This is a genomic window from Micromonospora sp. FIMYZ51, assembly GCF_038246755.1.
Taxonomy (GTDB): Bacteria; Actinomycetota; Actinomycetes; order Mycobacteriales; family Micromonosporaceae; genus Micromonospora.
This window is the reverse complement of sequence record NZ_CP134706.1, coordinates 3,334,008-3,357,584: the sequence shown is the minus strand read 5'-3', so window position 1 is coordinate 3,357,584 and position 23,577 is coordinate 3,334,008. Positions and strand designations below refer to the sequence as shown.

The following is a 23,577-nucleotide window of genomic DNA, read 5'->3' as shown; positions in this document are numbered from 1 at the left end:
GCCCGACACGCCAGGCCCGCCGGTCCGACACGGCCACGGCCACGGCCACGGCCACGGCGAGCATCGCGGACCTCCGGTTTCAGCACCCCGCTGACCTGCCGACGGCCCGGCCGACGCCGGCATGCCCCTCCACCACTCGGCGACCGCATCCTCGGACCTCCGCCGGGCAGACCGGTCGAATCCGGCTCGGTTTGGATCGGCCCTGGCGGGAAAGCAGCCACGAACAGGGGTCGTGAGCTGCGGGAATCAGGAGACCTGATGCGGATCGGTTACAAGCTGTCCACCGAGGGATTCGGACCGACGGAGATCATCCGGCAGGCGGTCCGGGCCGAGCAGGTCGGGTTCGACTTCGTGGAGATCAGCGACCACTTCCACCCCTGGCTGGACAACCAGGGCCACTCGCCGTTCACCTGGACCGTCCTCGGCGCGATCGCCGCCAGCACCGAACGGGTCGGCCTGGTCACCGGGGTGACCTGTCCCTCGATGCGCTACCACCCGGCGATCATCGCCCAGGCCGCCGCCACCCTCGCCATCGTCTCCGACAACCGGTTCACCCTCGGCGTCGGTGCCGGCGAACGACTAAACGAACACGTCGTCGGTCAGGGTTTCCCGAGCGTACGCGGGCGACACGAACGACTGCGCGAGGCGTTGCAGATCATCCGGTTGCTCTGGCAGGGCGGCTACCAGTCGTACGAGGGCAGGCACCTGCAACTGGAGGACGCGCGGGTGTTCGACCTGCCCGAGCAGCCGCCGGTCATCGCCGTGGCCGCCAGCGGCGCGGGGGCGGTGGCGATCGCCGCCGAACTCGGTGACGGCCTGTTCGCCACGGAACCCGTGCCCGACCTGGTGCGCTCCTACCGGGAGCGCGGCGGGCAAGGGCCGCGTTACGCGGAGGTGCCGATGGCCTGGGCAGCCGACGACCAGCAGGCGATCCAGGCCGCCTGGCAGACCAGTCGATGGGCGGTGACCGGCTGGAAGGTGATGAGCGAGCTGCCCAACCCGGCGAACTTCGAAGCGGCGTCGGCCACCGTCACCGAGAACGACATCCGCCAGCACTTCGCCGTCGGGCCGGACCCCGAACGGCACGTCCAGGCGGTCAAGGCGTACGTCGACGCGGGCTTCGACCATCTCGTCCTGCAAAACGCCGGCCCCGATCCCGACGGCTTCCTCGACTTCTTCCGGGACGTCCTCGCCGACCGGTTGCGCGCACTGGGCTGAACGCCGAGGCTGAGCCCGGTCGGACAGCTCGCGGTGCCCGGTTTCCCATCAGCCGGGCTCGGCCCGAGCGGTGGCGTCCAGCACTGCGCGGGCCTCCTGGTACATCCGGACGGCCGCCGATCGGATCTGCCGCCGTTCGGTCAGGCGGGTGGCGAACGGGATCCGTACGGCGACCGGTTTCCCGTCCACGATCGCGGTGAAGTCCATTCCGTCGGCGTCCATCCCGGACATCGTGGCCGCCGTCGCGCCCGGCTGACCGCCCAGCCCCTGACAGATCACCCGGCAGTCGTCGGCGTGGTCGGTGTTCATGTGTGCCAGCACCGCCGCGACCACCGCTTGCGGGAACGGGCTCGGGCCGGTCACGCCGCACCCGGCACGACGGCCCGACCCAGGTCGGCCAGCAGGTCGGTGTTCAGCTGGTAGGCCCGGGACACCTCGGCCAGGAATGCCTGCCGTTCCCGCTCGTCCCATGGCGCCGCGTCGAGCAGGTCCCGGTAGCGCTGCTTGACTGCGCGCGGGTCGAGCCCTGGGAAGCGGAGGAAGCGGATTCCGTCGCAGTCGAAGCCGTACGAGCGGCGCAGCGAGCGCGCCATCATCTGGCCACCGGAGAGATCGCCCAGATAGCGGGTGTAGTGGTGGGCGACGAAGCCCGCCGGCCAGGTGAAGGCGACGGCGCGGAGGCGGTCCTGGTAGCGGCGGGTGGCGGCACTCGGCTGGATCCGCGCGGCCCCGTCGGGGCCGCGCAGGAACCTGAGGTCGGCGGCGATGCCCGGCAGCCGGCGCAGGTCGTCGAGAACGAACTGCCCGGCCACCGGGTCGTCGCGCATCGCCTCGGCCGCCTGCTCAAGCGTTTCGTACACCACGTACAGCTGCTCGAGCAGCGCGGCATGACCGGCCCGGTCCAGCCGCCCGGCGAACAGGGCGTTGACGTACGGCAGGTCCTGGGCGGCACGGTGGTCCGCTCTGGTCGACTCCCGCACCCGCGCCGCGAATCCCGAGGCCCCTTCCATCGGGCCAGGCTAGCCGCCGCGCTCGCGGCACGGCGTGCCGATGCCGTCAGGAGTGCACGGCGGCGATCTGGATCAGGTTGCCGCAGGTGTCGTCGAAGACCGCGGTCGTCACGCCACCGGTGTCCAACGGCTCCTGGGTGAAGGTCACCCCGAGCCCCTTCAGCCGCTCGTACTCGGCGGCGACGTCCGGCACCCCGAACATCGTGAACGGGATCCCGTCCGCGACGAGCGCCTTCTTGAAGGCCGCGGCGGCCGGATGCTGGTCGGGTTCGAGGACCAGTTCCACGCCGTCCGGCTCCTCCGGCGACACCACGGTCAACCAGCTGTGTGCCCCGAGCGGGATCTCGGTCTTCTTGACGAAGCCGAGCACGCCCGTGTAGAACGCCAACGCCTTGTCCTGGTCGTCGACGAAGATGCTCATGTGTCCGATTCGCACGGTCCGATCCTCCACCGCTCGTAGATCTGCCGAAGCGGGGACGTGTCGAGGTCGATGAACATGTACCTACCCTCGCGGCGCACCGTCACCAGCCCGGCCTCGGACAGCACGCCGAGGTGCTGGGAGATGGCCTGCCGCGTCGAGGTGAACCCCTTGCCGGTCAACCGGACACAGAGTTCGAACAGCGTCTGACCGCTGCGGTCCTGCAACTCGTCGAGGATGGCGCGCCGGGTGGGATCCGCCAGCGCCTTGTACACGTCGCCCACCCGGGAACAATAGGCAAGTCCCCACTTGCATGTCAATGTGTGACCGGACCGCCGCCCCTGGTTGCCACGGAATTGTTCCAAGCGGGTAAACCCGGGATGCCGCTTCGACGCCAGGACTGGCGCACACCGCCACATCTTGCGACGCTGACGATCGTGTACGACTACGACCTGTTGGTACTGGGCTCCGGACCCAGCGGTCAGAAGGCCGCGATCGCCGCCGCCAAGTTGGGTAGGCGGGTCGGCATCGTGGACCGTCGCGACATGATCGGCGGGGTGTGCATCAACACCGGCACGGTCCCCTCCAAGACCCTGCGCGAGGCCGTGCTCTACCTGACCGGCCTGAGCCAGCGGGACCTCTACGGCAGCAGCTACCGGGTCAAGGAGGAGATCACGGTCGGCGACCTGGCCGCCCGTACCCAACACGTGATCAACCGGCAGACCGACGTGATCCGCAACCAGTTGGCCCGCAACCGGGTCGCCCTGATCACCGGCACCGGGCGATTCGCCGACCCGCACGCGGTCTGGGTCGACGGCGGTTCCGGCCGGGAAACCCGGGTCACCTTCGACAAGGCCATCATCGCCGCCGGCACCCGGCCCGCCCGCCCGGAGAGCGTCGACTTCGACGACCGGACCATCGTGGACTCCGACGGCGTCATCAACCTCCAGGCCGTGCCGCGCAGCATGGTGGTGGTAGGTGCCGGGGTGATCGGCATGGAGTACGCCTCCATGTTCGCCGCGCTCGGCACCAAGGTCACCGTGGTCGAGCGCCGCGACAAGATGCTCGACTTCTGCGACGAGGAGATCATCGAGTCGCTCCGCTACCACCTGCGCGACCTGTCGGTGACGTTCCGCTTCGGCGAGGAGGTCGCGGCGGTGGAGAAGCACCAGAGCGCGGCGCTCTGCGTACTCAAGAGCGGCAAGAGGATCGTCGCGGACACCGTGATGTACTCGGCCGGTCGGCAGGGCCAGACCGACGGGCTGGACCTGGCCGCCGCCGGCCTGTCGGCGGACCGGCGCGGCCGGATCGAGGTCGACGCGAACTACCGCACCGCCGTGGCGAACATCTACGCGGTGGGCGACGTGATCGGCTTCCCGGCGCTCGCCTCCACCTCGATGGAGCAGGGCCGGCTGGCCGCGCAGCACGCCTGCGGCGAACCGGACCGCCCGATGCACGAGTTGCAGCCGATCGGCATCTACACGATTCCGGAGATCAGCTTCGTCGGGCAGACCGAGGAGGAGCTGACCGACAGCGCGACCCCGTTCGAGGTGGGCATCGCCCGCTACCGCGAGCTGGCCCGGGGTCAGATCGTGGGCGACTCGTACGGCATGTTGAAACTGCTCGTCTCACCAGCCGACGGCCGGCTGCTCGGCGTGCACGTCTTCGGCACCGGGGCCACCGAGATCGTCCACATCGGGCAGGCGGTGATGGGTCTCGGCGGCACGGTCGACTACCTGGTCGACACCGTCTTCAACTACCCCACGCTGGCGGAGGCGTACAAGGTGGCCGCCCTCGACGCCGCCAACAAGATCCGCAACATCACCCGGATCGTCGGCTGACGCCGGGGCCGGGGGCAGCCTGCCCCCGGCCCGTGCTGTCGCCGTTGCTCAGCGGGTCTGCTTACGCCGCGGGCCCAGATGCCGGGCGTACCCGGCGGGGGTGAAGAAGGCCGGCAACTCCTCGCCCAGGGCGGTCTCCTCGACGATCCGCGCGGCGTGCTCGGCGCGCTCCCGCTCGGCGTCCTCGCGGCCCTCGGCCAACGCCGTCAGTTCCTCGGCGAGCATCGCCCGGACCAGCTCCTCGGTCACGCAGCCGCCCCCGGCCAGCGGCGTGCCGTGATGCAACCACTGCCAGACCTGGCAGCGGGCGATCTCGGCGGTCGCCGCGTCCTCCATCAGGTTCCACAGCGCCACCGCGCCGGTGCCGCCGAGCCAGGCGTCGATGTAGCGCAGCGCCACCGCGATGTTGGACCGCACTCCCGCCTCGGTGACCTGGCCCGGGGTCTTGTCGACCGAGAGCAGGTCGGCGGCGGTGACCGCCACGTCGTCGCGGAGCCGGTCGACCTGGTTCGGCCGCTCGCCGAGCACCGCGTCGAAGACCTCCCGGCAGGTCGACACCAGGCCGGGGTGGGCGACCCAGGAGCCGTCGAAGCCGTCCCCGGCCTCCCGCTGCTTGTCCGCCCGCACCCGCTGTAGCGCCGTCTCGTTCACCGCCGGGTCCCGGGCCGGCACGAAGGCGGCCATGCCGCCGATCGCATGCGCGCCGCGCCGGTGACAGGTCCGCACCAGCTGTTCGGTGTACGCGCGCATGAACGGCACGGTCATGGTGACCTCGGCGCGGTCCGGCAGGACGAAGTCCGGCCACTGCCCGAAGTTCTTGATGATGCTGAAGATGTAGTCCCACCGGCCGGCGTTCAGGCCCGCCGAGTGCTCCCGCAGCTCGTAGAGGATCTCCTCCATCTCGAACGCCGCGGTGATCGTCTCGATCAGCGTGGTCGCCCGGATGGTGCCCTGCGGCAGGCGCAGGTAGTGCTGGGCGAAGACGAAGATGTCGTTCCACAGCCGCGCCTCGCGGTGGTCCTCCAGCTTCGGCAGGTAGAAGTACGGTCCGGAACCGGCCGCGAGCTGCCGGCGGGCACAGTGGAACAGGTAGAGCCCGAAGTCGACAAGACTGGCCGAGATCGGCCGCCCGTCCACCACGATGCCCTTCTCCACCAGGTGCCAACCGCGCGGCCGGACCACGATCGTGGCCAGTTCCTCGCCGAGGGCATAGCGCTTGCCGCGCGAGTCGGTGAAGTCGATCCGCCGGTCCAGGGCGTCGATCAGGTTGAGTTGGCCACCGATGATGTTGTCCCAGGTCGGGGCGGTGGCATCCTCGAAGTCGGCGAGCCAGACCTTGGCGCCGGAGTTCAGCGCGTTGATCGTCATCTTCCGGTCCGGCGGTCCGGTGATCTCGACCCGCCGGTCCACCAGGCCGGGTGCCGGCGGGGCCACCCGCCAGGTCGGATCGGCGCGGATGCCGGCGGTTTCCGGCAGGAAGTCGGGCAACTGGCCGGTGGCGAAGCGGTCCCGGCGGGCGCGGCGGGTGTCCAGCACGGCCACCCGCCGGGCGGCGAACTCGCTGTCCAGGGTGACCAGGAACTCCAGCGCCTCGGCGGTGAGCACTTCGTCGAACCGCTCGGCCATCGGGCCGATGATCTCGTATCTCATGCGAACTGCTCCTCCTCGGTCGACCCCCGCAGGGCGGTGGTCTCGGCGGCGGGGTTCAGCACGGTGCTGATCAGGTCGAAGTAGCCGGTACCGACCTCCCGCTGGTGCTTGACCGCGGTGTAGCCGGCCGGCTCGGCCGCGAACTCCCGCTCCTGCAACGAGACGTACGCCGACATGCCGTCGGCGGCGTAGCCACGGGCCAGGTCGAACATCGAGTAGTTCAGCGCGTGGAAGCCAGCCAGGGTGATGAACTGGAACTTGTAACCCATGTGGCCGAGTTCGCGCTGGAACTTGGCGATGGTCGCGTCGTCCAGGTGCTTGCGCCAGTTGAACGACGGCGAGCAGTTGTAGGCCAGCAGCTGGTCCGGGTGCTCGGCCTTGATCGCCTCGGCGAAGCGGCGAGCCACCTCCAGGTCCGGGGTGCTGGTCTCCATCCAGAGCAGGTCGGCGTGCGGGGCGTACGCCAGACCCCGGGCGATGCACGGCTCGATGCCGTTGCGCACCCGGTAGAAACCCTCGGCGGTGCGCTCACCGGTGACGAAGGGCTGGTCCCGCTCGTCCACGTCGGTGGTGAGCAGCGTGGCGGCCTGGGCGTCGGTGCGGGCGATGACCACCGACGGCACGCCGGCCACGTCGGCGGCCAGCCGGGCCGCCTCCAGGGTGCGGATGTGCTGGCCGGTGGGGATGAGCACCTTGCCGCCGAGGTGGCCGCACTTCTTCTCGGAGGCGAGTTGGTCCTCCCAGTGCACGCCGGCCGCGCCGGCCGCGATCATCGCGTTCATCAGCTCGTACGCGTTGAGCACGCCACCGAAGCCGGCCTCGGCGTCGGCGACGATCGGCGCCAGCCAGTCGATGCCGGAGGTGTCCCCCTCGGCGGTGGTGATCTGGGCGGCGCGCAGCAGCGCGTTGTTGATCCGGCGCACCACGGCGGGCACCGAGTTTGCCGGGTAGAGGCTCTGGTCCGGGTAGGTGTGCCCGGCGAGGTTGGCATCGGCGGCCACCTGCCAGCCGGACAGGTAGATCGCCTTGAGCCCGGCCCGGACCATCTGCACCGCCTGGTTGCCGGTGAGGGCGCCGAGGGCGTGGATGTAGTCCTCGCTGTTCAGCAGCCGCCACAGCCGGTTCGCGCCGTGCCGGGCCAGGGTGTGCTCCTCCTGGATCGCACCCCGCAGCCGCACCACGTCCTCGGCGCGGTAGCTCCGCCGCACACCCCGCCACCGGGGGTTGGTGTCCCAATCGTGCTGCACCTGCTCGACCGCGGTAACCATCGATTTTCATCCCTTCACAAGTCCGCTTGGCCCACTCGCCGGTGCTGCGCCGACGCTGGCCACCGGTGTGTCGCCAACGTTCACACGGCTGGCGGGAGCTGGTCGAGGGGCGGAAAAAGCCAATTATTGAAAAGTCAAGAAGCGATTCTGCGAAGTTGCGAAAGGTCTTATTCACAGCAGTGCTAATGTGACCGGATTCCGCCGCGCGTACAGGGAGGTGAGGGCGGTGGCCAAGACCTTCGCCGGGGCCCGGCTGCGCCGCATGCGGGAGGAACGGGCGCTCAGCCAGACCGAGCTGGCCCGGCACCTGAACATCTCCCCCAGCTACCTCAACCAGATCGAGCACGACACCAGGCCCCTGACGGTGCCGGTGCTGCTGCGCATCACCGAGCTGTTCGGCGTCGATCCGACGGTGTTCGCCCCACACGACACCCCGCGCCTGGTCACCGGGCTGCGGGAGGCGCTGCCCGGCCGGGCCGGCCTCGCCGAGCTGACCGAGCTGGCCACCCGGCTGCCCGAGGTCGCCGCCGCCGTCATCGAGCTGCACCGCCGCTACCAGCAGGTCGACGAACAGCTCGCCGAGCTGGTCGGCGACCGCGAACGGGTCGGCCGCAGCCCGCACGACCAGGTGACCGAGTTCTTCTACCGGCGGCAGAACTACGTACCGGAACTGGACGAGGAGGCGGAGCGGCTGGCCATCCAGATGGGGCTGCGTCGCGGCGAGGTCCGTGGGTTGCTGCGCGACCGTCTCGCGCAGCAACACGGGGTACGCGTACGCCGTGAGGACGCCGCCTCGCTCGGCGACGAACTGCACCGGTACCGTCCGCAGACGCGCACCCTGCACCTGTCCACGTCGCTGCGCGGCGGGCAGGAGGCCATGCGGATGGCTGCCCAGATCGCGCTGCTGGAGTTCGCCGACGTGATCGACGAGATCGTCGAGTCGGAGCAGTTCGACGACATGCAGACCCAGATACTGACCCGGGTCGGCCTGGCCAACTACTTCGCGGCGGCGCTGATCCTGCCGTACGAGCAGTTCCTCACCGCCGCCGAGCAGCGCCGGTACGACATCGAGCTGCTCACCCAGCATTACGCGATGGGTTGGGAGACGGTCTGCCACCGGCTCAGCACCCTGCAACGCCCCCGGGCACGCGGGGTGCCGTTCTCCTTCGTCCGGGTCGACCGGGCCGGCAACATGTCGAAACGCCAGTCCGCCACCGGTTTCCCCTTCTCCCGCACCGGCGGCACCTGTCCCCTGTGGAACGTGTACGAGGCGTTCAGCTCACCCGGCCGGGTGGTCACCCAGGTCGCCGCGATGCCGGACGGCCAGCGCTACCTGTGGATCGCCCGCACCATCACCCGGCACCACGGCGGTTACGGCCAACCCGGCAAGGTGTACGCGATCGGCCTGGGCTGCGAGACCCGGCACGCCAGCCGGTTGGTCTACTCCACCGGCATGGACCTGCACGCCGCCGAGGCCGCCACCCCGATCGGCCCCGGCTGCAAGACCTGCGACCGGATGACCTGCCCGCAACGCGCCGCCCCACCCATCAGCCGCCAACTGGACGTGGACGAAAACCGCAGCACCTTCGTCCCCTACCCGCTACGCGGCTGACCCACTCGCCTGGTCGAGCAGAGGCAGGCGTTCCGGATGCCATGACGCTGTTCCTGCTCACGTGTCGAGGAAGCGGATGAGCGCGTCGAGGTACGCCTCCGGCGCGCTCGCGTGCACCAGATGGCCGGCGTCGATGGTGACGAGCCGGGCGTCGGCGAGTCGCCCGGCGAGTTCGGCGACGTGCTGCTGCGGCACCGGACTCGGCGCGCCGCCCCCGATCAGCAGGGTGGATGTGGTGATCCGGGCGACGATGTCGGCCCACCCCGGATCCGGATCGTCGATCTCGGAGCGGACCTGCTCCACCACCCGCCAGTCGAACGACAACTCCCCCGCCGGCCGCTGCGGCGGGGCGGGCGGACGCGGATGCGGAAACGGCACGTCCTCCAACACCAGCCGGCGGATGTGCCGAGGTCGTGCCGAGGCCACCAGGCAGGCGACCAGGCCGCCGAGGGAGTGTCCGACCAGGTCGATCACGCCGGTGTCGAGGCGGTCGAGGAGACCGACGACGTCCTGGCCGAACAACTCCAGCCGGTACGTACCGGGCCAGTCACTGGCACCGTGGCCGCGCAGATCGACGGCACAGACCGTACGCTCGGCCGCCAGATCCGCCGCGATCACGTCCCAGTCACCGGCGGTCGCTCCGGTGGCGGGCAGCAGCAGGACGGGAGGGTGTGCCGGGTCGGTGGCGGGCCATACCCGCAGCGCAAGGCGGATGTCGCCGAGCATGATGTCGATCAGGTCGGGCACCATCGGAGCATCGTCGACATCACCGCCCGGGGCCAAGCGATTCCGCTACGGGCAGACCCGCCGCTGAGGGTAGACGCCTGTGGTGCCGTGGCTTTCACCGTCCGCTCGATACGGAGCTCACGAAGTCGAGGAGAAGTCGGGCTGTGTGCGCAGGATCCTCGAACATGGGTGAGTGGCCGACGTCGGGCACCAGCTCGACTTTCGCACCTGCAACGGAGTGGTACGACGCCGCTGATGAGGCTCGCCACCTCTGGTCGAGCTCGCCGAAGATGACAAGCAATGGTGTGCCGAGGCTCGTGAGCCGATCCGGAAGTGGTAGCTGGGTCAGGTAGTCCTCGGATGCCCGCGACGTTGCCGTGAGCGCGTGGTAGGTCATCCTGCGGGTGTCGTCGATGAGCTGCTGCGGGACGTGGAAGCCAGGCGCGAACGCGCTGCTCAGGCCCTGGCGCAGAATCCCATCGGTGCGAAGTCGCCACAGTAGTTGACCCAGCACCGGGACGAAGATGAGCTTGCCCACCGGCCCGTCCGAGATGAAGGCGTCCAGGTGAGGTCCGGTGTTGATGAGCGCGAGCGCGGTCACCAGGTCGCGGCGGTGCTCGGCGAGCGCGGTGGCGACGTAGCCGCCGGTGGAGTGGCCGATCACCATGGCGTGTTCGATGCCGAGCTGGTCCAGCGCCTGCCCGACGCGGCGTCCTTGCTCTGGAACTGCATAGCCGCCACCGGCCGGTTTGGCCGACTGGCCATGTCCGAGCAGGTCGATTCGGATGACGCGATAGGACGTTGCCAGCGTCGGGACCAGCGGACTCCACCACTCGGTCGAGGCACCGAGCCCGTGGATCAGCACGAGTGCCGGGGCATCGCGGGGGCCGTCCTGGCTGATGTGGATGTCGCCGCCGTCGAGATGCAGGGTCGAGTCTCCGGTGGCACGGGCGGTCTGCCCGGTCACCATCGCCGCGTTCGCCAGGAGCAATCCGACAACCGTGAGCAGGGTTGTCGAGGCGATGATGCGGCGTCGTCGGCGGGCGCGACTCCCCCGCGGTCGCTTGTCGGACAAGCGCGGATCAGCCTCGTCGAGCTGGTTGTCGGGGTCCGGCGATGTCGTCATGAGCCCACTGTCGTCACCTGCGGCACCGTTGGCTTGAACAAATGTTCCGGTCGGCCCGAGTAGCATCCGATGATGGGTTCCACCCTTCGCGGACGTGGCGATGCGACTCTCTGGCAGGTCATCCGCCCCGCGCGGGGTAGCCGGGTGGCCGGTGTCAGCATGGCCGGATTTCGTGATCGCGGCGTGACCTCGGTCGGCCAGCGGGTGATCCCACACCCTGCGGTGACGCTGGCCCTGGAGTTTGGCTCCGGCCCGCTCATCGTGGACGATGCCGCAGGGCGGCAACAACGGGGAAGTCTCGTCGCCGGGCTCGGATTCGGATCTGATGCGCTCTGGGTGCGCGGCGAGAATTTCGAGGCCGTACAGGTACGCCTGTCTCCGGCCATCGCCCGCGCCGTTCTGGACGTGTCACCGGGCGACCTGAACGGTGCCGTAGTGACCCTGGCGGACGTGTGGGGACGACAGGCGGCGCAGGTGCGCGAGCAGCTGTGCCACGCCTCGTCGTGGAAGGACCGGTTCGCGTTTGTCGACGCGTTGCTCGCCGACCGGTGGCAGGCTGGGTCGCGTACCGCAGGATCAGCCGTGGATCCGGAGGTGGCCTGGGCCTGGAAGCGGATCCTCGTCAGTCGGGGCCGGGTCCGGGTCGACAGACTGGCGGCCGAGGTCGGCTGGAGTCGTAAGCGGTTGTGGTACCGGTTCTACTCGCAGATCGGCGCGGCGCCCAAACGCGCCGCGAAGCTGGTCCGCTTCGATCACGCCATCCACCGCCTGGCCGCGGGTGAAAACGCAGCCCGAGTCGCCGCCGATTGCGGCTACGCCGACCAGTCCCACCTGCATCGCGACGTCGTGGCGTTCACCGGCTCGGCCCCGGCGACCGCAATCGATCAACCATGGCTGGCAGTTGACGACATCGCCTGGCCCGATCCCGAGGCACGCCAGCGCACCGCCGTGGTGGACCTACCGTAGCGCCCGCCCCATGATCAACGTGGCTGCCGTGCCTTCGGCGATCACGTCGCCGGTCTGCGGATCGACCGAGCGCCAACGGTGCTGATGAGGTCGTCGCACGACATAGCCGAGCGCCTGGTAGAAAGCGATGGCTCCGGCATCGTCAACATCGACGTCCAGCGTCATCCGGTGCGCACCCCGTCGCCGGCCGAGGTCTTCGGCGGCCTGCACCAGGGCACGGCCGATGCCCTGTCGCTGGACCTCCGGCGTGACGTGCAGCCCATACAGCCAAGGGTGCGGAGGATCGCAGCCACGCGACCAGCGGATGCTCTGCACCCCGACGATCCAGGATGCCAGCACCGCCACCGCCATGCTCTCGTCGCCGCGCTCGGCAGCCTGCAACCGCACCTGCGCGCGACTCAGCGAACCTGCCAACGGACCGACACCGTCAAGGTCGGATCTTCGCGCCGGTCGGATCAGTAACCGGGTCGTCACGTGGTCACCCTGCCAGGCGCGCATCCGTAATCGATGCCCATCAGCATCGGTAGCGGAGATACAGGGTGCCGTTTCGGAATCGGCGCTCATCGAGGAGCTCAAGGTCGGTGCGCATGCCGGTCGGTAGTCCTGGCTTGCCTCCGCCGACGGCCAGCGGCCAGACGAACAGCTGGCATTCGTCGACCAGCCCGGCCTTGAACGCCTGCGCCGCGAGGTTGGCACCTCCTACGGTGAGATCGCTGCTTGCCGTGGCCTTCAGTTGGCGTACCGCGGCGGGGTCGAAATCGCGTTCGATGCGGGTGTTTGCGGTTGACACCGCGGCGAGACCCGTGGAATAGACGACTTTGTCCGGCGCCTGCCAGGCGGTCGCGAAATCGGCCGTGAGGTCGGACCGCGCGGCCAGAGCGGCGTCGGTTTCCCAGACGGCCATCGATTCGTACAGGCGTCGCCCGTAGAGAAGCGTGCCCACGGATCGCAGCAGGTCGGTGGTGAACGCGAACACCTCGTCGTCGGGTGGGAACCAGGCGAAGACGCCGCGTTCGTCCTCGATGTATCCGTCAAGCGACACGTTCGTCAGGTAGATCAGCTTGGCCACGTTTATGCCTCTCGATGATTAACGGCGATCGCCCGGACGTTCGTCAGCGCGGCGTCCAGCTTTGTGAACGCCTGACGCCACCCCTCCTCGCTGAGATGGCGAGCTGCGTGGTTTCGGTGGTCATTCGAGCTCCCTGGGGCCGTCGTCGGCGATCCGGTCCGTCGCCGTTTCGGCGGCCTGCACCGCGGCGAGGTGGGCATCGAGGCGGGTGAGGGACGAGTCCCAGAGCCGCCGGTAGCGCTCGATCCAGTCGGCCGCCTCGCGCAGCGGGGCAGCTTCGAGGTGGCTCGCCCGCCACTTGCCCGACCGCGACCGCGAGATGAGTGCGGCGCGTTCGAGCACCTTCAGGTGCCGTGACACCGCCGGCATCGAGATGGACAGCGGAGCGGTCAGCTCGGTGACCGTGGCGTCGCGTTCGGCCAGCTCAGCGATGATCGCCCGGCGAGTCGGGTCGGCGAGCGCCGAGAACACCGCGCTGAGCTGATCGGTGCCAGCCATCGGAAAGCCCCCTTCACTTAACCAATATGTTAAGCGTATGGGGGGGCCGGGGATGTTGTCAACGAACGACTCGCAGGTCGGCCGGTCCCGCCACCAGCGCGCTGCCGAACAACCCGCGCACCACCCCTCACCAGGAATGATCGGGTGAGGGCACTCTCGTGGCCGGCGCACCGGAAGCCGAAACGGGCAGGTGTACAAGGAAGTCAAGAACCTGCGCCCAGGCGTCGCTGCACGCCTCCTCGTATTCTTCAAAGGAGCGGTCGAAGAACGAGTGCGGCGCGTTCGGGTAGGTAATCAGCTGGTGGCGTACTCCTGCCCGGCCGAGAGCGGTGTCGAACTCCTCGATCTCCCCGGCCGGGATAGAGGGGTCATCGCCGCCGAACAGACCAAGCAGCGGGACGCCGATGCTGCTTGCCAGCGCGGCGGGCCTCGGCAGCCGGCCAGGGCTGAGCTTGCCGTAGAAGCCGACCACCGCGTCGAGGTCAAGCCCACGGTTCGCCCCGGCCAGGAAAGCGTGGGTGCCGCCGAAACAGAACCCGACCGCCACTGCCGGCCAGACACCGATCCGCCTGCGTAGCACGGCAACCGCAGCCGCGATGTCAGCCTGCACCTGCTCGAGAGTGGTGGCAGAAAGGTGGGGTTGGAAATCGAAGTCGTCACCGCGCGGCGCAAGACCAGCGGTGCGGGCGAAGTAGTCCACGACGATCGCATCGTGACCTGCCTGAGCGAAGCGCTCGGCGAGTCGTTCGTAGAACGGGTAGAGGCCACGCACATCGGGCAGGATGACCACACCCGGCCCAGCTTGAGGAGCATGGGCCACCGCGGCGGACACCGGGGTCCCGTCAGCAGAGATCAACTCGAGACGTTGAGCTCGCACAGCGTCGCCCGCGACCACCCGGACACGCTCTTGAGGTAGTTCCGGCGGACAGGCATCGACCGCAAAACACATCATCGACTCCTAACACACAGGACAGTGCGCGAACCAAAAGATGCGACGGTGGAAGAGGCAAGACGCAAGGGGGACGCCGAGATCCGGCGATCTCCGCCCTTGACAACCGCTACCCGGCCGGCAACGAGCCGATCAAGACCTGAGATTGATCTTGTCTAAGATCAATCTTGCCCGGCAGGGGCGTCGCGTGATGCCAGTGTCGCATACCACCCCCGCTGACAAAGCTGGAGGTAACGGAGCTGCCCGCAACCGGCCCGTCGGTACGCGCAGCGGCAACGTGCAGCGGCGGGGCGCATGCCGTGAGCTGCGTCATCCAGGCTGTGCTGGTGCGGCCCTGTTTCCTGGACCGCATCCCGCATCTACGCTCCGGCCACCCACCGACCGAGCTACCGACAGTCGCGCCAGGTTACCGGGAATGGCTCACTATCGACCGGCGCAATCTCCGGTCAGTGCCGGCGAATATTCCCACCGCCATGTCCGCCTCCTCAGCCGATGCTGAACTGCGGCCTGGTCGACGCAGCAGGACGAGCCGACAGCGGCGAAGCCGTGAGCCGACAGCGCCCAGCTTAACGCCCGACAAGCCGGTCCCTGCGGTGCTGGCCCGAGGCGCTGCGCCAGCAGCCGCCGTCCCGGTGCCGGGACGGCGGCTGCTGGGCAGTTCGACGCCGGGCTATCCCTGCGTGATGACGACGTCGTCAACGGCGGCCTCGACCAGGCTCGCGGTGCCCGCGTCGGCCGCCTGGACGAGGATCCGCACCGTCTGGCCGGCATAACCGGTGAGGCTCCAACTGCCCGACGCCCAGGCGGCGTCGCGGTTGGTCGCACTGCCCGACTGGGTGAACAGGGCGGTGGTGCCGCCGTTGTGCACGACGGAGACCCGGAAGAAGTCCGCGCTTGTGGCGTTGTTGCCGTGGGCGAGGTACCAGGACAGCTTCAACGTCAGCGGGCCGGTGGCGGGCAGCGCGATGGCGGGCGAACGGACGCTGGTCGTGCCGCCGTCGATGTCGTAGTCGCCGGCGGACGTGCCGGCGAGCCTGCCGGTGACCAGGTCGTTCGTGCCCGAGGTGGGAGCGGAGAGTTGCTTGGGGCCACTTGAGTTGGTCGCCTGCGGGACACCACGCTCCCAGAGGCCGGTGGTGGCGGTGTCGGTGCCGGCGGGGTTCGTGGTCCAGCCGGTGGCCGTCTCGAAGGTGTCCGACCAGATCGCCGTCGCCGGGGTGCCGGCGGCCAACGTCCACAGGGCGTACGCAGCCGCGTCGCCGGCCCGGTTCAGCACGGTGTCGGAGATGTTGCTCGGATACGTGTCGCACGCCCGGTGATAGCAAGGATCGAAGGCGCTCTGGGTGCCGCCCCACTTGGCCACCTGCGTCGCGGTCTTCACCCGGGACGCGCCCGCCGCCACGCCCGAGGTCTGCACGCCGATCGCGTTGAACGGCGCATCGTCGGAACGGCCGGCGCCCTCGGTGTTCTCCTCGGTCTGCACGCCGATGGAGTCGTAGTATGCCTTCAGCGTCTGACCGGGAACCGAGGTGATCCGGTTGATGAAGTAGCCGCCGTTGACGGAACCGATCATGTCGAAGTTGAAGTACGCCTTGATCTTCGCCCGTTCCGTGCTGGACAGGGTGTTGGCGTAGAACCTGGACCCGTTGAGGCCCTGCTCCTCGTCGGTCCAGAAGGCGAACCGTACGCGGCTGGTGAGGCTCGGGTTGGTCGCCGCGAGGGTCAGGGCGATCTCCAGCAGGGTGGCCGACCCGGATGCGTTGTCGTTGATGCCGGGGCCGGCGGACACGCCGTCCAGGTGCGCACCGAACATGTAGACGCTGTTCGGGTCCCCGCCGCCCGGCCAGTCGGCGATCACGTTCGGACCGGCACCACTGGTGCAGCCGGAGGTGCAGTTCTGCCGGGTCACGGTGAATCCGGCGGCGACCAGCCGGTTGTGGACATAGGTCACCGAGGCGTTGTAGCCGGCGCTCGTCGAGCGTCGGTTGCCGCCGTTGGAGGTCGCGATCGTCTGGAACTGCTGTAGATGTGCCTTGGTGTTGGCCAGCGAGATGTCAGGTATCGCCAGGCTGGACGCCGCCCCGGTGATCGCGGTGGCGGTCGTCGCGGTGATCGCGGTGGCGGTCGTCGCGGTGGCGGTGGTCGGCGCGGCGACCACGGTGATGAGGGTCAGGATCAGGGCCGTGCATGCACGCAACACCGAAGTGAATCGCAACGATTTCTCCTGCCGGCTAGTACGGCAGCCGCCGTTTGAGATCTTGCTGCTGAGGTGGGGTGGACGCGTGGCGGCCACCGCGTGATCGTCTGTACGTTGTGGACATAACTTCAGATCGGGCGGTGGCCGCAGGCCACAGCGTAGACCGTGTCGGGTGGGAGCGGGTCGTGGCCGGGGTGCTCGGCTGCTTCGCGGGCCGGTTCGGGCGGGTGGAGCCGCGTCGTGCGGCGGCGGCGTTCGTGACCGGTCTGCTGTCTGACCTTGAGGTCAAGACGTGTTGGCAGTTGGCGGAGCAGGCCGGACACGGCCGGCCGGATGCGATGCAGCGGCTGTTGTACCGGGCGGTGTGGGATGCCGACGCCGTGCGTGATGACCTTCGGGCTCTGGTCGCGGGCCGGTTCGGTGACCCGGACGCGGTCCTGATCCCGGATGAGACCGGTGATCTGAAGAAGGGCATGCACACCGTCGGGGTGCAGCGGCAGTACACGGGCACGGCCGGCCGGATCGAGAATAGCCAGGTTGGGGTGTTCCTGGCCTACGCCAGCAGGCACGGGCACACCCTGATCGACCGGCGGGTGTATCTGCCGGTGTCGTGGACCGACGACCGTGACCGCTGCGCCGCGGCGGGGGTGCCTGACGAGGTCGGGTTCGCGACTCGGTGCGAGCTGGCCGCCGACATGATCACCGCAGCCCTCGACGCCGGTGTCCCGGCCGGGTGGGTCGCTGCGGACGAGGCCTACGGCAACAGCAGCGCCTTCCGTGCCGTGCTGCGCGAACGCCGGCTCGGCTATGTCCTGGCGGTGTCCCGCAGTCATCTGGTGCCGCTCGACGGCGGCAAGACCCGCGTCCGGGCCGACCGGGTGGCCGCCGACCTGCCCGCCACGGCGTGGCAACGCCGATCGGCTGGTGCCGGGTCCAAGGGCCCGCGCTTCTACGACTGGGCCTGGCTCGACGACGCGTGCACCGATGCCGACCCCGACGACGACGGCCGACACAGCCTGCTGATCCGCCGCAACACGACCACCGGCGAGCTGGCCTTCTACCGCTGCTGGACCCCAAGCCCGCGACTCTCGTGCAGCTCGTGCGGGTCGCGGGCATCCGCTGGACCGTTGAGGAGAGCTTCCAGGCCGCCAAGGGCCAGGTCGGCCTGGACCAGCACCAGGTTCGCCGCTGGGACTCCTGGCACCGGTTCACCACCCTGGCCCTGGCCGCCCTCGCTGTCCTGGCGATCTGCGCCGCCGACGCCGCCGACAACCCGACCGACACCGGACTGATCAAGCTGACGGTCAACGAAATCCGCCGGCTGATCAATGCCTGCATCATCCGCCCGATCAGCGACCTCGCCCACCGCTTGCACTGGTCAGGCTGGCGGCGACGGCACCAAGCCCGAGCCCGACGAGCCCACTACACACACCGCCTCAACCTCGAACTTCAACCATGATCCCGAACGGCGGCTGCCGTACTAGGGAACGCCGGGATCACCGGCAGCCGCAGAGTAGGACGACGCGAAGAATGGCGTAAACAGATCGGGCCATACCTATTTCTCCATAGCGCGGCGAGTGCGAGATGGCCGCCATTCGGCAGACCGGGCGGTCACCCGACTCGGCAACCATGATCGCAGGCTGTGACGATGCCAGCGGGTCGGGCCGAGGGTGCCGATACACTTGCCACCCTTCCGCGAGTGCAGGGCAGGTGCATGGCTGGTCGTCCGTACCGGGTTCCGCGGCCACCGTTGGCCGCCAGCCTGATCCTCGTCGCCGCGTTGCTGGCCGGTTGTTCGGTGACGCGCCCCGCCGAGCCCACCCGGTTGCGGGTGCTCCAGATGAACCTCTGCAACAGCGGCATGGCGAAGGGCTGCTACACCGGACGCTCGGTCGACCGGGCCGCCGAGGTGATCCGCGCCGAGCGGCCCGACGTGGTCACCCTCAACGAGATCTGCTCCGGCGACGTGGCGGCCCTGGAGCAGGCGATGACGCAGGTGCACGACGGCACCGTGGTCGCGGCCTTCCAGCCGGCTCGCAACGGTCGCACCGGCGACCCGTACCGCTGCGTGAACGGGCAGCAGTACGGCGTCGGGGTGCTGGCCCATCTCGCGGCACCGGACCGGGGGCACACCGTGCACAATGGCTTCTACCCGGCGCAGGACCCGGCGGACCCGGAACAGCGGGCCTGGCTCTGCGTCGACGCCACCGGTGCCTACTTCGCCTGCACCACGCATCTGGCGTACACCAGCTCCACGCTCGCCCTGGCCCAGTGCTCGCATCTGCTCGGCGTGGCCATCCCGCAGTTGCACGCCCGCGCCCGCTACCAGCCCACCGTGGTCAGCGGCGACCTCAACCTGCGGCACAGCGGCGCGCCGGACGTACGCTCCTGCGTGCCGGCCGATTATCGGCACCGGCACGACGGCGGGGTGCAGCAGTTCATGGCCACGGCGGACATCACCATCGAGTCCACCAGGTCGATCAGCATGGCCGCCACCACCGACCACGCCGCGTTCCTGGTCACCCTCACCACCAGCCGGCCGCAGGATCCCGCCGCCTGAGCAGGTCGCTCAGTCCCACCAGAACGCCCAGGTCGGGGCATCGACCAGACGATCGGCGTACGCGGACAGCGTGCACGGGCGCTGCCCCTGCCAGATGTTGTCCGGGCAGAAGGCAAAGTGTTCGGCGGCGATCGGCAGCGCCTCGGCGAGGTCTTTCGGCGGCGCGGCGACGCTGAGGTACAGCTCGGCGAAACCGACGCCGATCACGCGTACCCCGAAGCGCTCCTCCCAGCTGCGCAGCACCGCGGCGAGCTCGCTGGTGTCGTCGGTGTAGTTGACCGCACCCTGCCAGCCCACGGCCGCCAGGGCGTCGCTGCCCCGCGCCGCGGCGACCAGGCCGAGACGCATGGTGGGCTGGGCCTGCGACAGCTGCTCGGCCCAGTGCTGCGCGTGCTGCTGCGGTGCCATTCGGGGCGGGGCCGCCGGCGCGAGGCCGGGCCAGTCCCGGCCGTACGGGGCGGTCACCGCGAGCCGCTCCGCCGGGGCGAGCGCGTCATTCTCGTCGTCGGTGTCGGTGTAGGACGCCCACCAGTCGGCGAGCAGCCGCTCCACCTCATGCTCGGCCGCCGAGCACCCCGCACGCGGCCAGAGTTCGCCCTGGTCCCAGGGGCGGGACGGATCGCCGGGGAGGCTGTCCAGCAGCAACGGCCAGAGCCCGGAGTCGTGGTGAGCGGCGTGCAGCCGCGACCACAGCCCGGCCGGTGCCGGTCCTTCGCTCACCCACAACACCGGTCGCTCACCGGCGCCCTCGTCGCCGCGAACCGTCCGGCCGGGCGGCAGCGGCACGGTCAGCGTGCGCCGACGGGCGCCGGAGTCCGGGAACAACTCCACCAGGTCAGCGGGCATCTCATTCAGCTGCGACGTCACGAGGCGTGAGGATAGCGACGGGGTCGGACAGTCGGCGACCGACGGGCCGGACGGCGGAAAAGTCGGTTGCCCGGGCGGTACGGCTCCGGCATGGTCTGCGTCATGACGTTCTGACGGACCGCACCCCGGCGCGCCGAGACCTCTCCGGCGCCCGCGCGTGCCATCACGCCCGCCGTCCGTGCGGTCCCGCTGGTCACGTACAAGACGGCCGATGCCGGTACGGCAGGGCGGCGGGACCGCCGGACCCGGGGCCGGCGGTGAGCGTTCAGCTGCTGCTCTCCGCCGGTCGTGGACCGCAGGAGTGTGCCTGGGCCCTGGCTCGGCTGGTGGGCCGTCTGGCGGCCGACGCCGCACGGCAACGGCTGCCCACCCGCCGGGTCGACACCGTCGCCGGTGACCGGCCCGGCACCTACCGATCGGTCGTGATCGAGATCGACGGTGCCGGCGCCGAGGCGTTCGCCGCCACCTGGACCGGGACGCTCTGCTGGCAGACGCCGAGCCCGTACCGATGGTCGTCGTGGTGGACACCGAACGGCAGTTCAGCCTCAACCGTCGCCTCACCCTGCACCTGTTGCGGCAGCGTATCGCGCAGACCGACGAGGCGGCGGTACGCTCCGCCAGCACGGCTCGCTGGCGTGTCCACGACCAACTGGTACGCGGCAACCCCACCCGAACCGAACGTCCCTAGGTAGGGCCGTCCCAGGCGGCGCGCACCAGGGCGGGCAGCAGCTGGGCGGCCTGTCCGCGCAGGTTGACCTGCGCCACCGCGTCCAGCGGCGTCGGCTGCGGATTGATCTGGATCACCGTGCCGCCGCACCTCGCGGCGACCTGCGGAATCTCGGCGGCCGGGTACACCAGGCCGGAGGTGCCCACGGTCAGCAGCAGGTCACAGCTGGCGGCGGCCTCGACGGCGGCGTCCAGCGTCTCGGGCGGCAACGCCTCGCCGAACCACACCACGCCCGGACGGACGAGCGCCGCACATCGCGGGCAGCGCGGCGGTGGGATCCGACGCCCCTCGTCCGGCTCGGGGACAGTGCCGCCGGTGCGGGCGACGTCGTGGTCGTGGTCGGTGCGGGCATCGATGTCGTGGTCGTCGGCGGCGGTCACGGACGCCGGGTGTTCGCAGGCGGAACAGCGCGACGCGAAGAGGCTGCCGTGCAGGTGCAGTGGGGCGGTGGAGCCGGCCCGCTCGTGCAGGTCGTCCACATTCTGAGTGATCAGCACGCCATGTGGTGCGCGTGCCTCGATCGCGGCCACGGCCCGGTGCCCCTCGTGCGGCTCGGCCCGTCGCACCAGTTGACGTCGCCATTCGTACCAACCCCAGACGAGCGCCGGGTCGGCGTGGAACGCCTCCGGCGTGGCGAGCGCCTGCGGGTCGTAGCGCTGCCACAGCCCGGTGAGGGCGTCACGGAAGGTCGGCACCCCGCTCTCGGCGGACATGCCCGCGCCGGTGAAGACCACCACCCGGCGGGCCTGCCCGAGCAGCGACGCTGCTTCCGCCACCGCCGGTTCCGCCATCTCAACCACCCCGCTGCCGCTGCGAAACGTGTCCCGGCGTCATTGCGCGAGGATCTGCTCGCGGAGGATGTCGGCGTGCCCGCCGTGCTGGGCAAGCTCGCGCAGCACGTGCAGATAGACCCAGCGCAGCGGAAGCGGGCCGCGCCGGTTGCCGTGCACCAGGTCGTCCAGGTCGAGCGCGGCCGTGGCGCGCCGGGCCGCCGCGCAGGCCTCCCGGTGTGCCCGCTGGACGTCGGCGATGGTGTCGGCGTCGTCCAGGATGAAGGACTCGTCCGGCGTGGCGGGGATGCCGATCTCGTCGCGCGAACGGCAGCTGATGGCCTCGTCGAACCAGACCTTCTCCACGAAGGTCGCATGCTTGACCAGGCCCAGCAGGGTGGTGCGGGACGGCACCAGCGACCGGCGGGCCTGCTCCTCGGTAAGCCCGTCCAGGCAGGCGGTGAGCGCGGCGCGGTGCTCGTCGAGGAACGCCTCGAACTGGGCCCGCAGCGGCTGCGCGAACACCTCCGGAGAGGTCGTATGGGGAGAAGACATGGGCGAAGCATTCCAAGACCACCGCGGGATGACAACGGTGACGCGGACGCAGACTGCGACGCCGTCGGCGTAGCGTGCCGCTTGTGGGTCTGGACCGGATCGCGACGAACCGGGCGTTCACCCTGATCGAGCGACGCGGGCGGCGGGAGCTTCCCGTCGACCTGAGCCCGGACGCGGCACCGGCGACCGAGGTGGCGTGGCTTGAGCCGTACCCGCAGGGGTTGCTGGGTGGGGCGGACCGCCTGGGCCCGGAGGGTCGGGTGATCGCCCGGGAGAGCGTGGAGTTGGCGTTCGTCGCCGCGCTTCAGCACCTGTCGGCCCGGCACCGCGCGGTCCTGCTGCTGCGCGAGGTGCTCGGCTATCCGGCCCGCGAGGTCGCCGACCTGCTGGTCAGCACGGTCGCGGCGGTCAACAGCGCGCTGCAACGGGCCCGCGCGGTGCTCGCGGACCGGCTGCCGCCGCAGACCCAGCACCAGACGCTGCGTACGCTCGGCGACGCGGCCCAGCGCGACCTGGCCCGGCGGTACGCGGCGGCCTGGGAAGCCGGTGACGTCGAGGCGGTGGTGGCGATGTTGACCGAGGACGCGCGGTACTCGATGCCGCCGCAGCGGATCTGGTACCAGGGCCGTCCCGCGATCCGCGGTTTCCTCGCCGAGGTTTTGCGCTCCTACCGCTGGCGGTTCCTGCCGACGTGGGCGAACGGGCAGCTCGCGTTCGGTACGTACCTCTGGGACGACGCCCAGGAAAGCTTCCTGCCGGCGGGTCTGGACCTGGTGGCGTTGCGCGGCGGCCGGGTCGCCGAGGTGGTCTCGTTCCTCGACGCCTCGTTCCCCTCGTTCGGCCTGCCCGCCCGCCTCGCCGAGGAGGCGTCCGCCGGGGTCGCGGAGGACGAGTTCGCCGGGGGGCGATATCGAGTCGCTTGAGGTCGCGGCCGGTGACGAGGTGGCGTTCGCGTACGCCCTGCTGCACTGCGGCACCAAGGCGGACTTCGCCGAGGCGCCCGACCGGCGGCTGCGCCTCACGCTGGGCCTGCGCCGGCAGGACGGTCGTTGGACGGTCACCCACGAGCACCACTCCTTCCCGCTCGACGCCCCGCCGGTGCCGGACCGGGCCGCCGACGAACGGGAGCTGCGCGAGCTGCACCAGCGGTGGTTCGCCGCGACCGCCGCCAAGGATCTGGACGCCCTGATGGCGCCGATCGCCGCCGACGTCGTGTCCTACGAGCACGACGGCCCGCTGCGGTACGTCGGCGAGCCGGCGGTACGCGAGGTCTGCCGGGCCGGTCTGGACGCCGCCGGTGACGGCGAGGTGAGCTGGGACGTGCCTGACCAGACGATCGTGGTGGACGGGGACCTCGCGGTCGCCTGGGGTCTCAACCGGGTGCGGGTCACCGGGCCCGACGGCGAGAGCGGCGAAAGCTGGTCGCGCGGTAGCCGGGTGTTCGCCCGGCGCGACGGCGCCTGGCAGCTGGTCCACCAGCACCTGTCCTACCCGTACGATCCGGCCAGCGGCGCCGCCCGGACCGATCTGTTCCCCTGAGCGACACTCCC

22 protein-coding genes and 3 pseudogenes are annotated in these 23,577 nt (G+C 70.1%); 9 read left to right on the top strand and 16 right to left on the bottom strand.

The genetic code is table 11. The features are described from left to right. Positions 1-258 precede the first annotated feature (258 nt). A complete protein-coding gene (locus QQG74_RS15200) occupies positions 259-1,218 on the top strand; it encodes a TIGR03557 family F420-dependent LLM class oxidoreductase (RefSeq protein ID WP_341720937.1) in 960 nt (319 codons plus the stop codon). A gap of 48 nt (positions 1,219-1,266) precedes the next feature. Here the strand turns inward: QQG74_RS15200 and QQG74_RS15195 are convergent, their stop codons facing one another. From QQG74_RS15195 to QQG74_RS15180, 4 genes are read right to left on the bottom strand one after another with little or no spacing between them, the layout of a single operon-like run. Then, positions 1,267-1,581 (bottom strand): DUF2470 domain-containing protein, encoded by a 315-nt coding sequence (locus tag QQG74_RS15195; RefSeq protein ID WP_341720936.1) that lies wholly within the window; start codon positions 1,579-1,581, stop codon positions 1,267-1,269. Then, entirely contained in the window at positions 1,578-2,228 is a 651-nt protein-coding gene (locus tag QQG74_RS15190) for a biliverdin-producing heme oxygenase (RefSeq protein WP_341720935.1), read from the bottom strand. Before QQG74_RS15190 ends, QQG74_RS15195 begins: the two co-directional genes overlap by 4 nt. A gap of 46 nt (positions 2,229-2,274) precedes the next feature. Continuing rightward, on the bottom strand, positions 2,275-2,664 hold the full coding sequence (locus QQG74_RS15185; RefSeq protein WP_341720934.1) for a VOC family protein: 390 nt from the start codon (positions 2,662-2,664) through the stop codon (positions 2,275-2,277). Then, entirely contained in the window at positions 2,646-2,930 is a 285-nt protein-coding gene (locus QQG74_RS15180) for a metalloregulator ArsR/SmtB family transcription factor (protein ID WP_341720933.1), read from the bottom strand. The genes QQG74_RS15185 and QQG74_RS15180 overlap by 19 nt, the downstream gene beginning before the upstream one ends. Before the next feature lie 153 nt (positions 2,931-3,083). Between QQG74_RS15180 and sthA the strand changes: the two genes are divergently transcribed. Continuing rightward, a complete protein-coding gene (sthA, locus tag QQG74_RS15175; RefSeq protein ID WP_341720932.1) occupies positions 3,084-4,487 on the top strand; it encodes a Si-specific NAD(P)(+) transhydrogenase in 1,404 nt (467 codons plus the stop codon). A 48-nt stretch (positions 4,488-4,535) separates the two neighbouring features. Here sthA and aceB read toward each other — a convergent pair whose 3' ends face one another. Continuing rightward, positions 4,536-6,137 (bottom strand): malate synthase A, encoded by a 1,602-nt coding sequence (gene aceB, locus QQG74_RS15170; protein ID WP_341720931.1) that lies wholly within the window; start codon positions 6,135-6,137, stop codon positions 4,536-4,538. Continuing rightward, entirely contained in the window at positions 6,134-7,405 is a 1,272-nt protein-coding gene (gene aceA / locus QQG74_RS15165; protein ID WP_341720930.1) for an isocitrate lyase, read from the bottom strand. The genes aceB and aceA overlap by 4 nt, the downstream gene beginning before the upstream one ends. 226 nt (positions 7,406-7,631) lie before the next feature. Between aceA and QQG74_RS15160 the strand changes: the two genes are divergently transcribed. Next, a complete protein-coding gene (locus QQG74_RS15160; RefSeq protein ID WP_341720929.1) occupies positions 7,632-9,017 on the top strand; it encodes a short-chain fatty acyl-CoA regulator family protein in 1,386 nt (461 codons plus the stop codon). Positions 9,018-9,074: 57 nt separating this feature from the next. Here QQG74_RS15160 and QQG74_RS15155 read toward each other — a convergent pair whose 3' ends face one another. Continuing rightward, positions 9,075-9,767 carry an alpha/beta hydrolase gene (locus QQG74_RS15155; protein ID WP_341720928.1) on the bottom strand — a complete coding sequence of 231 codons (693 nt, stop codon included), beginning with the start codon at positions 9,765-9,767 and terminating at the stop codon, positions 9,075-9,077. A gap of 91 nt (positions 9,768-9,858) precedes the next feature. Beyond that, on the bottom strand, positions 9,859-10,869 hold the full coding sequence (locus QQG74_RS15150) for an alpha/beta fold hydrolase (protein WP_341720927.1): 1,011 nt from the start codon (positions 10,867-10,869) through the stop codon (positions 9,859-9,861). Positions 10,870-11,028: 159 nt separating this feature from the next. On the opposite strand from QQG74_RS15150, the gene QQG74_RS15145 reads away from it, so the two are divergent. Continuing rightward, positions 11,029-11,835, top strand: coding sequence for a helix-turn-helix domain-containing protein (locus QQG74_RS15145; protein ID WP_341720926.1), 807 nt, complete (start codon positions 11,029-11,031; stop codon positions 11,833-11,835). Here the strand turns inward: QQG74_RS15145 and QQG74_RS15140 are convergent. The 5 genes from QQG74_RS15140 to QQG74_RS15120 all read right to left on the bottom strand — a co-directional run bounded on the left by QQG74_RS15140 (position 11,827) and on the right by QQG74_RS15120 (position 16,566). Then, positions 11,827-12,399, bottom strand: a complete 573-nt coding sequence (locus QQG74_RS15140; protein ID WP_341720925.1) for a GNAT family N-acetyltransferase — start codon at positions 12,397-12,399, stop codon at positions 11,827-11,829. The genes QQG74_RS15145 and QQG74_RS15140 overlap by 9 nt on opposite strands. Next, a complete protein-coding gene (locus tag QQG74_RS15135; RefSeq protein ID WP_341720924.1) occupies positions 12,350-12,904 on the bottom strand; it encodes a dihydrofolate reductase family protein in 555 nt (184 codons plus the stop codon). The genes QQG74_RS15140 and QQG74_RS15135 overlap by 50 nt, the downstream gene beginning before the upstream one ends. 120 nt (positions 12,905-13,024) lie before the next feature. Next, positions 13,025-13,402, bottom strand: coding sequence for a metalloregulator ArsR/SmtB family transcription factor (locus QQG74_RS15130; RefSeq protein ID WP_341720923.1), 378 nt, complete (start codon positions 13,400-13,402; stop codon positions 13,025-13,027). A gap of 127 nt (positions 13,403-13,529) precedes the next feature. Further along, positions 13,530-14,351, bottom strand: coding sequence for a dienelactone hydrolase family protein (locus QQG74_RS15125; protein WP_341721242.1), 822 nt, complete (start codon positions 14,349-14,351; stop codon positions 13,530-13,532). 670 nt (positions 14,352-15,021) lie between these two features. Further along, on the bottom strand, positions 15,022-16,566 hold the full coding sequence (locus QQG74_RS15120) for a M28 family metallopeptidase (protein ID WP_341720922.1): 1,545 nt from the start codon (positions 16,564-16,566) through the stop codon (positions 15,022-15,024). A gap of 167 nt (positions 16,567-16,733) precedes the next feature. Between QQG74_RS15120 and QQG74_RS15115 the strand changes: the two are divergent. Together QQG74_RS15115 and QQG74_RS15110 are read left to right on the top strand one after the other, a co-directional pair. Next, positions 16,734-18,007 (top strand): annotated as a pseudogene (locus tag QQG74_RS15115) (IS701 family transposase). Between the two features lie 255 nt (positions 18,008-18,262). Further along, positions 18,263-19,108, top strand: coding sequence for an endonuclease/exonuclease/phosphatase family protein (locus QQG74_RS15110; protein WP_341720921.1), 846 nt, complete (start codon positions 18,263-18,265; stop codon positions 19,106-19,108). A gap of 9 nt (positions 19,109-19,117) precedes the next feature. Here the strand turns inward: QQG74_RS15110 and QQG74_RS15105 are convergent, their stop codons facing one another. Further along, a complete protein-coding gene (locus tag QQG74_RS15105) occupies positions 19,118-19,975 on the bottom strand; it encodes a DUF4253 domain-containing protein (RefSeq protein ID WP_341720920.1) in 858 nt (285 codons plus the stop codon). A 257-nt stretch (positions 19,976-20,232) separates the two neighbouring features. Between QQG74_RS15105 and QQG74_RS15100 the strand changes: the two are divergent. Beyond that, a pseudogene (locus QQG74_RS15100) lies at positions 20,233-20,663 on the top strand (peptide chain release factor-like protein). On the opposite strand, the gene QQG74_RS15095 reads toward QQG74_RS15100, so the two are convergent. Both QQG74_RS15095 and QQG74_RS15090 read right to left on the bottom strand, forming a co-directional pair. Beyond that, positions 20,660-21,493: an NAD-dependent deacylase gene (locus tag QQG74_RS15095; RefSeq protein ID WP_341720919.1), complete on the bottom strand. Its 834-nt coding sequence runs from the start codon at positions 21,491-21,493 to the stop codon at positions 20,660-20,662. The pseudogene QQG74_RS15100 and the gene QQG74_RS15095 sit on opposite strands and share 4 nt — an antisense overlap. Positions 21,494-21,532: 39 nt before the next feature. Then, positions 21,533-22,027: a DinB family protein gene (locus QQG74_RS15090; protein ID WP_341720918.1), complete on the bottom strand. Its 495-nt coding sequence runs from the start codon at positions 22,025-22,027 to the stop codon at positions 21,533-21,535. 83 nt (positions 22,028-22,110) lie between these two features. On the opposite strand from QQG74_RS15090, the gene QQG74_RS15085 reads away from it, so the two are divergent. Together QQG74_RS15085 and QQG74_RS15080 are read left to right on the top strand one after the other, a co-directional pair. Continuing rightward, the gene (locus QQG74_RS15085; protein ID WP_341720917.1) at positions 22,111-22,950 is read left to right on the top strand and encodes an RNA polymerase subunit sigma-70; all 840 of its coding nucleotides are present in this window, start codon (positions 22,111-22,113) and stop codon (positions 22,948-22,950) included. Further along, a pseudogene (locus QQG74_RS15080) lies at positions 22,934-23,566 on the top strand (nuclear transport factor 2 family protein); the annotation flags it as partial. The gene QQG74_RS15085 and the pseudogene QQG74_RS15080, both read left to right, overlap by 17 nt. Positions 23,567-23,577 lie beyond the last annotated feature (11 nt).